This is a genomic window from Gordonia sp. GN26, from assembly GCF_054823965.1.
On sequence record NZ_JSYC01000012.1, the window covers coordinates 101,125 to 109,396 of the forward strand.

Annotated in this window: 3 protein-coding genes; 1 reads left to right on the forward strand and 2 read right to left on the reverse strand. The window is 69.5% G+C overall.

The features are described from left to right. Positions 1-53: 53 nt before the first annotated feature. Positions 54-695, forward strand: coding sequence for a TetR/AcrR family transcriptional regulator (locus OK17_RS04550; RefSeq protein ID WP_461416793.1), 642 nt, complete (start codon positions 54-56; stop codon positions 693-695). Positions 696-791: 96 nt separating this feature from the next. Here the strand turns inward: OK17_RS04550 and OK17_RS04555 are convergent, their stop codons facing one another. Together OK17_RS04555 and OK17_RS04560 are read right to left on the reverse strand one after the other, a co-directional pair. Further along, the gene (locus tag OK17_RS04555; RefSeq protein ID WP_461416794.1) at positions 792-1,781 is read right to left on the reverse strand and encodes a hypothetical protein; all 990 of its coding nucleotides are present in this window, start codon (positions 1,779-1,781) and stop codon (positions 792-794) included. Positions 1,782-1,882: 101 nt separating this feature from the next. Continuing rightward, positions 1,883-8,272 (reverse strand): amino acid adenylation domain-containing protein (locus tag OK17_RS04560; protein WP_461416795.1); only part of this gene is annotated, 6,390 nt, incomplete at its 5' end.

Genomic DNA, 8,272 nt, shown 5'->3' on the forward strand with positions numbered 1-8,272 from the left:
GTTCCAGGGCATGGTCAACTATGTCGAGAACATCCACCACAGCAGGAGGAATCATGGCGACCGGCACGCGCACGGCCTCCCAATCCGGCGGCCCCGGACGCCCGCGTCTGGTCCCGTCGAGACGCCGTGGCGAGACCGCCCGGGACGAGATCCTCGACGCCGCGGCCGAGCTCTTCACCCGTCACGGTTACACCGGGACGTCGACCCGGATGATCGCCGAGGCGGTGGGCATCAGGCAGGCCTCGATGTACCACTACTTCGGCACCAAGGACGACATCCTCGCGCATCTCCTGGAGACCACGGTCGTCGGCTCGGTGGAGCAGGCCCGCGCCCTGCTCGATGCCGACGGGCCTGCGCTCGGGCGACTGCTCACCCTCGCCCGCTACGACGTGGAACAGCTCGCACGCGCGCGCTGGAATCTCGGGGCGCTCTACCTGTTGCCCGAGGTCGGGGAACCGCGCTTCGTCGATTTCCGCACCGCACGACAGGAACTCGCGGCCGGGTACGCGGCACTGACGGCAGCGGCCCTCGGGGATCCCGCCGACAAACGCTGTCTGCTGCCGTTCCGGCTCGTGGAGTCGGTCATCATGATGCGCGCCGACGAGCAGCGCGGCGAACTCGGCGGCAACACCGCCGAAGGTCTCGTCGACACGATCGTCGGCGCGATCCGGATGCTGATCGAACATCAGCCCTAGTCAGGCAGGAAAGCGGCTGCAAACGAAGCGGCCGGCACAGAAAGCGGCCCTGACGCAGTCCGCGACTGCGCCAGGGCCGATCCTTTCGGCAGTGACTCAGCAGCTGCCGATGCCACCTCCCTGTAATGCGACCTCGGCCATCCGAGCCCACGTGCACGGCACCGCGTCACGACGGGCAGGCGCCGACGGCGCGACCTGCTTCACCGCGGGTGTCGGCGTCACGCGCTTCACCGCGGGCGCCGGGGCCAGCTGTTGCTGCTTGACGGCGGGCACCGGCGTCAGCTGCTTCAGGGCGGACACCGGCAGCGGCGGGGCCAGCTGGGCCGGGGCCCGATCGAGCGAGGCCGCCGTCGGCTGGGGCCGCTTGGCCGGCTTGCGGTTGAGCGGCACCTTCCACCCCTTGTCGTAGCCGTGCGCCGCGCCGATGGCGACACCGGCCGCGACGGCCGGGAGTGCCACCAGGGTCGCGACCACGGCCGTTCCGATCAGCGGTCCGAACACCAGACCGGTCGGCCAGAGCGGCAGCGTGAGGAGGAGCCCGAGCCCACCACCGACCACACCGCCGACGGCGAGGGCCAGCGGAGCCGCGACCCCGGCACCGATCACGCCACCGACCGCGGCGTCGCCGACCATCTGTTCGGCGACCTTGTCCGCACGCGCGGTCGAGACCCCGTTGCTCCGAAGGACATCGGAGATACCCGCGACGAGTTCACCGGACCCCGCGCTGATGTCCGAGGCGAGTTGCGGAGACACTGCGCGCGGGCGACGCAGTTCGAGGTTCCCGATCCGCACCACGTCACCGGCCGCCGCGGTCTGATCGGCGACGCGATGGGCGGGGCCCAGTGGCGTCGGGAGAACCGTCCTCTCACCGGTGGTGACCCGCGGCCAGGTCGACGTCACCACCGATTCCTGTTCGGTCCCAACCGAAGTGGACACCACCACCTGGGACACCGGACGGAGATCCGGCAATACCCCGGACGGGAGCGCCATGGTGGGGATACCCACCGTCGCGATCCCCGGTGTCGGCGGACCGGCCGCCGGGGTGGCGGCGTGGGCGGGCACGGTCACCGCGAACGACGCGGCCATCGCACACCCCAACATCGCGACCGCTGGGCGTCGAACACGCAAGCCCTGGAAGCGCGTTCGGCGTAGCTCGGTCGAAGTCCTTGACCTGCTCATGGACTACCTCATTTCTGGATGGTGAATCTCCCATTGTTGAAAACGCTAGACCCGGAACGGCCGGCTTCGTGACCGTTTGCGCGAGTCATGTATTCGTCGAGAATCCCGGCGATCCGGATGATCGCCTCGTTCTCGGTCATCCCGCGGTGGTGCACGTCGACGTCGACATTCGAGATGTCGCCACGGACGTAGGGCGCCCACCCGTCGTGACCGACCGCATCAGCGCGCCGATCGCGAACCGCGGTGAAGTACCGCAGGTCGACGTCGACGGCCGGTGGCTGCCAGTCACCCAGTGCCCGAAGCAGAATGTTGTATGTCTCGGTGAGGTTCTCGATGGACTTGGCGTCGATGCCGAGGCCGCTCCCGAGACGCTCGGCGATCTGTTCGGCCGCCTCTTCCGCGGTCGCGTCGGCACTGACGAAGTCGATGCCGAGAACCGGGCCGAGGTTGCTGATCAGTTCACCGGCCGTGATCGTCTGGATCGCGTCGGTGTCGACGGCGTCGGCCTCGGTGTCGAGCATCGCGAGCAGCGCGACCTCTTCGCCGGCGGCCCGCATCTCGGCGGCCACGGCGTGCGCGATGGTGCCACCCAGCGACCACCCCATCAGGTGGTACGGCCCGTGCGGCTGCACCGTCCGGATCTCGTCGAAGTAGCGACGCGCGAGACCGGACACCGTTGTGGGACCGTCCTTCTCGCCACCGATCTGCGGTGCCTGCAGACCGTACACCGGCCGTCCGGACGCGAGGTGCCGGCCGAGGGTGTGGTAGGCCCACGAGAGGCCGGATGCGGGATGGACACAGAACAGCGGCGGCTGCTCCCCACCCGGCCGGATGGGCAGCAGGACGTCGAACCCGAGCGGCGGCAGCGCATCGAACTCCATCGACGCGTCGGCGCCTTCACCGTTGCCCATCCAGTCCTCGATCCGCCGGGCCAGATCGGCCGGACTCGAGGCGGAGAGCATCCACCGGACCGGGATGTCCATGTGCAGCTCGCTCTTCAGGTCGTTGACCACCTGCACCGACCTCAGCGAGTTGCCGCCGAGCTCGTAGAAGTCGTCGTCGACTCCCACCCGCGGCACGCCCAGGACGTGTTCGAAGGTGCGGACGATCTCACCTTCCAGCCACGTCGACGGTTCGCGGAACTCCGCGGTGTTCAGCTTCGGCTCGGGCAGTCGCTTGCGGTCGAGCTTGCCCGACGCGGTCAGCGGGACCGTCTCCAGCACGAGTACCGCGGTCGGCATCATGTAGCCCGGCAGCTCCGTCGACGCGAAGGCCGTCACCTCGTCGGCGTCGAGCGATTCGGCGTCGCCGTTTGCCGGCACGAGGTACACCGCGAGGAACTCGACGGTCTCGGTCGAGGTGACCGTGGCGACCGCGCGGGCGACCTTCGGGTGTTCGGCGAACACCGCCTCGATCTCGCCGAGCTCGATGCGCAGACCGCGCAGCTTGACCTGGAAGTCGCTGCGGCCCAGGTACTCGAGGTCACCGGTCGGGCGTCGACGCACGAGGTCGCCGGTGCGGTACATCCGCTCCCCCGGTGCGAACGGGTCGGCCACGAACCGTTCCGCGGTCAGGCCGGGCCGGCCGTGGTAGCCGCGGGCCACCTGGGTTCCCGACAGATACAGATCGCCGGTCACCCCCATGGGCACGGGCTGCAACCTCGAATCGAGGACGTAGGCCCGGGCGTTCCACACCGGCTTGCCCATCGGCACCGCACCGGTGTCGTCGGGACGGGCGGCGTACGCCGTGGCGTGCACCGTGAACTCCGTCGGGCCGTAGAGGTTGTGCAGTTCCACTCCCGGCAGCATCCGCCGCGCCGCGGTCACCACGTCCGGACCGAACGCCTCGCCCGCCACCAGCAGCGCCCGCAGCGAGTCCAGCGCAACGGTTCTCGCGGAGTCGGCGAACACCGCGAGCATCGAGGGCACGAACGAGGTGATGGTCACGCGCTCACGGGCGATCGTGTCGGCGAGGTAATCAGGGTCGGTGTGCCCGTCCGACCGTGCGATCACCAGTCGCGCTCCCACCACGAGGGTGGCGAAGAGCTCCCACACCGAGACGTCGAAGGTGGCGGGGGTCTTCTGGAGGACGACGTCCGCGACGTTCAGGTCGTATTCGTCGCTGATCCAGAGCACCTGGTTCACCACCGAACGATGCGACACCGCAACACCCTTCGGCCTGCCGGTGGACCCGGAGGTGAACAGCACGTAGGCGAGATTCGCCGGGGTCAGCGGGCCGAGCCGGTCCGCGTCGGTCAGCGGCGCGTCGTCGAAGGCGTCGAGATCGACACCGTCGAGCGAGGTGAGGACCACTACCGGATCGGCGCACTCGAGCATGTAGTCGATCCGCTCGGCCGGGTGATCGGGGTCGACCGGCACGTAGGCGCCGCCGGCTGCGTGCACCGCGTACATCGCGGTGACCTGATCCAGCGAACGCCGCATCCGCAGCGCCACCAGCGAATCCGGACCCACCCCGCGGGAGACGAGGCACCTCGCCAACCGGTTGACGCGACCGGCGAACTCACCGTAGGTGTGGGTGACGTCGCCTGCCGTGATCGCGGGGCTGTCGGCGAATCGGGTTGCCGAGTCCGCGAAGAGCGACGCCAGCGTGGCGGTGGGGTCGATGGCGTGAGCGGTCTCGTTGCACCGCACCAGGACCGCATCGCGTTCGTCGTCGTCGAGCAGGTCGACCTCGTGGACCAGGCGTGCCGGGTCCTGAGCGAGCGCGCTGAGCATCCGCACCAGGCGTTCACCGAAACCGACGACCGTCGATGCGTCGAACAGGTCGGTCGCGAAGGTGATCCCGCCGCGGAGTCCGGCCGGCGCGCCGCTCGCGTCGTAGGTGTCCGACACCGTGACCTGCAGGTCGAACAACGACATCCCGGTGTCGGGTTCGACGGCGGACACCGACAGCTCCGGCAGTTCGATGTCTGCCGAGGAGATGTTCTGGAACGCCAGCATCACCTGGAACAACGGGTTGTAGGCGTCGGACCGGACCGGGTTGAGCTCCTGCACGAGTCGTTCGAACGGGACGTCCGCGTGCCCGAAGGCCGCCAGATCGGTGTCCCGCACGTCGTCGATCAGCTCGCGCAACGTCATGTCCTGGCGCAACCGCGTGCGGAGGACCAGCGTGTTGACGAACATGCCGATCAGATCGTCGAGTTCGCGTTCGCCGCGTCCGGCGTACGGGGTGCCGATCGCCACGTCGTCGGTGGCCGCGAGCCGCGCCAGCAGTGCGGCCAGCGCCGCGTGGACGACCATGAACAGCGTCGTGTTGTGGGCACGGGCGACCTGTTGCAGCGCCGCGTGCAGGTCGGCGTCCACGGTCAGCGGGACGTTGCCGCCGGTGTAGGACTGCGCCGGCGGCCGCGGGCGGTCGGCAGGCAGTTCCAGCAGGGCGGGCGCGTCGGCCAGCTGCTTTGTCCAGTAGTCGATCTGCGCGCGGAGCAACGAGTCGGGGTCGTCGGTGGCACCGAGGACCACCCGCTGCCAGATCGCGTAGTCCGCGTACTGCACCGGCAGCGGTTCCCAGCCGGGTTCGCCACCGTTGGTTCGGGCCGCGTACGCGTTCATCAGGTCCCGGGCGAGCGGCGTCAACGACGAACCGTCGGCGCCGATGTGGTGGATGACCACCGCGAGCACCCACTCGTCGTCGCCGAGCGAGAACAGCCTGATCCGTACCGGGACCTCCGACGTCACGTCGAAGGGCTGGGCCAGCAGCTTCGACATCGCCCGCGGCATCTCCGACTCGGGCACCGAGGTGACGACCACCGGGACGCGGTCGGCGGCCGGTGGCAGGATCACCTGTGTCGGCTCGGCATCCATGTACGGGTACACCGTGCGCAGGATCTCGTGGCGGTCGACGACGTCGCCGATCGCCGCCTGCAGGGCGTCGACGTCGAGGTGCCCGGACAGCCGGATGACGATCGGGATGCTGTACGCAGGTGAGTCGGGTTCGATGCGGCTGAGGAACCACATCCGCTGCTGCGCATACGACAGCGGGATGCGTTCCGGCCGGTCCAGCGATCCCAGCGGGATCCGGCCGATGGCCGTGTGCGATTCGGCCCGAGCCGCCAGCTTCGACACGGTCGACGCCTCGAAGATCATCGACACCGGGACGTTGGTACCCAGCGCTGCGCCGATCCTCGACACGACACGGGTGGCGGCGAGGCTGTTGCCGCCGAGGTCGAAGAAGTCGTCGTCGGCACCGACGCCGCCCTCGATCCCGAGGACGTCGGCGAAGACACCGGCCACGATCTCCTCCACCGGGGACGCCGGGGCGCGGAAGCGACGGGTCGTGATGAGCGGCGCGGGAAGGGCCTTGCGGTCGAGCTTGCCGCTCGGCGTCAGCGGGATCTCGTCGAGGACCATGACCGCCGCCGGGACCATGTAGGGCGGCAGCGAGTCCAGGAGCAGGGCCCGCAGCTTCTCCCCCGAGATGACCTCGCCGGGAGCCGGCACCACGTAGGAGACCAGGCGCATGCCCACCCCGCTGTCGCGCCGCGGCACCGTGACCGCGAACGAGACCCCGGGATGATCACCCAGCGCCGAGTCGATCTCGCCGAGCTCCACCCGGAATCCGTGGATCTTCACCTGGAAGTCATTGCGTCCCAAGAACTCCAACGAACCGGCGGCATTCCAGCGGACGACGTCGCCGGTCCGGTACATCCGCTCGCCGGGCTCGCCGAAGGGATGGGCCACGTACCGCGACGCGGAGACGCCCGGGCGGTTCAGATACCCCCGGGCCAGTGCCGGGCCGGCCAGGTAGAGCTCACCGGCCACACCGACCGGCACGGGCTGCATCCGCGGGTCCAGGACCAGTGCCTGCATCCCGGCCAACGGCGTGCCGATGGTCGAACGCTCCCCCGCGTCCAGAGGTTCGGTCGCGGTCGCGACGATCGTGGTCTCGGTGGGGCCGTACAGCACCCGGAATCGGCGGGCCCGGGCCGGGTCGTCGCCCACCCAGCGGGTGATCAGATCGGTCGGCACCTCGTCACCGCCGGACATGACCTCGCGCAGGTCGTCGAGGCCCTCAGGGTCGACCGACGCCAGCGCGGCGGGCGTCACGAACGCGTGGGTGACGCGCTGATCGCGGAGGAAGTCGCCGAGCTCGTTGCCGCCGCGGACGTCGGTCGGCGCCACCACGAGTGCCGAGGACGAACTGATCGACAGCAGGATCTCGAGCAGGGAGGCGTCGAAGGACGGAGACGCGAAGTGCAGGACCCGGGAGGTGGGACCGCTCTCGGGATCGACGAACAGTGAGGACAGGTAGTCGGCGACACCCGCGTGGCTGACCGCGACGCCCTTGGGTACCCCGGTCGATCCGGAGGTGAAGACCACCCATGCCGTGTTCTCCGCACGTACCGGCCGGATGCGTTCGGCCTGCCCGATCTCGGCGTCGTCGAGCGCATCGATGCGTTCGGCGTCGGCGGGATCGTCTACGACGACCCAGTCGATGGTCCCGGGGAGCCCGGCGCGTGCCCCGAGCATCGTGATGCCCAGCGTCGCACCGGAATCGGTGACCATCTGGTCGATGCGGGCGGTCGGGTAGTGCGGGTCGACCGGAACGTAGGCGGCACCCGACTTGACCACGGCCCACCAGGCGATCACCGAGTCCAGGGACCTCTCGACCGCGACGGCCACCGGCCGCTCCGGCGCCGCGCCCAGTCGAATGAGGTGACGTGCCAGACGATTCGAACGACGGTCGAGTTCGGCGTAGGTCAGCTCGACGCCGCCGGCGATCACCGCAGGTCCGCGCGGGTTGCGGCGGACTGCAGCGGCGAAGACCTCCGGTAGGAGCACCGGCGACGGTCCCTCGGCGACGAGACGCGGACGACCGACGCGCGAGAGCAGGTCGGTACGTTCGGCGGCGTCGAGCCAATCGATCTCGCCGACCGGGGTCTCCGGATCGTCGACGATCGCCTCCAACATCCGGCACAGTCGCTTGACGAAGCCCTGGACCGTTGCCGGGTCGAACAGGTCGTTCGCGAACATCATCGCGCCCGAGATGCCCTGCGCAGTGCCGTTTTCGCCGTAGGAGTCGGCGACGACGAGCTGCAGGTCGAACTGGCAGACACCGGTGTCGGCCTGCGCCCGGGACACGGTCACCTCGGGCAGCACCACGTCGGTCTTCGAGAGGTTCTGGAAGGCCAGCGCCACCTGGAACAGCGGATGGTGTGCCGTCGAGCGCTGGGGGTTCAGCTCTTCGACGATCCGCTCGAACGGGACGTCGCCGTGTTCGTAGGCGTGCAGGTCGGTGTCCCTGACCCGACCCACCAGATCGACGAAGGACCGCTCACGGTCGAGCGGCGTGCGCAGGGCGAGGGTGTTCACGAACATCCCGACCAGCGGTTCGAGTCCGGGCTCACCGCGGCCGGCGACCGGGGTGCCGACGACGAT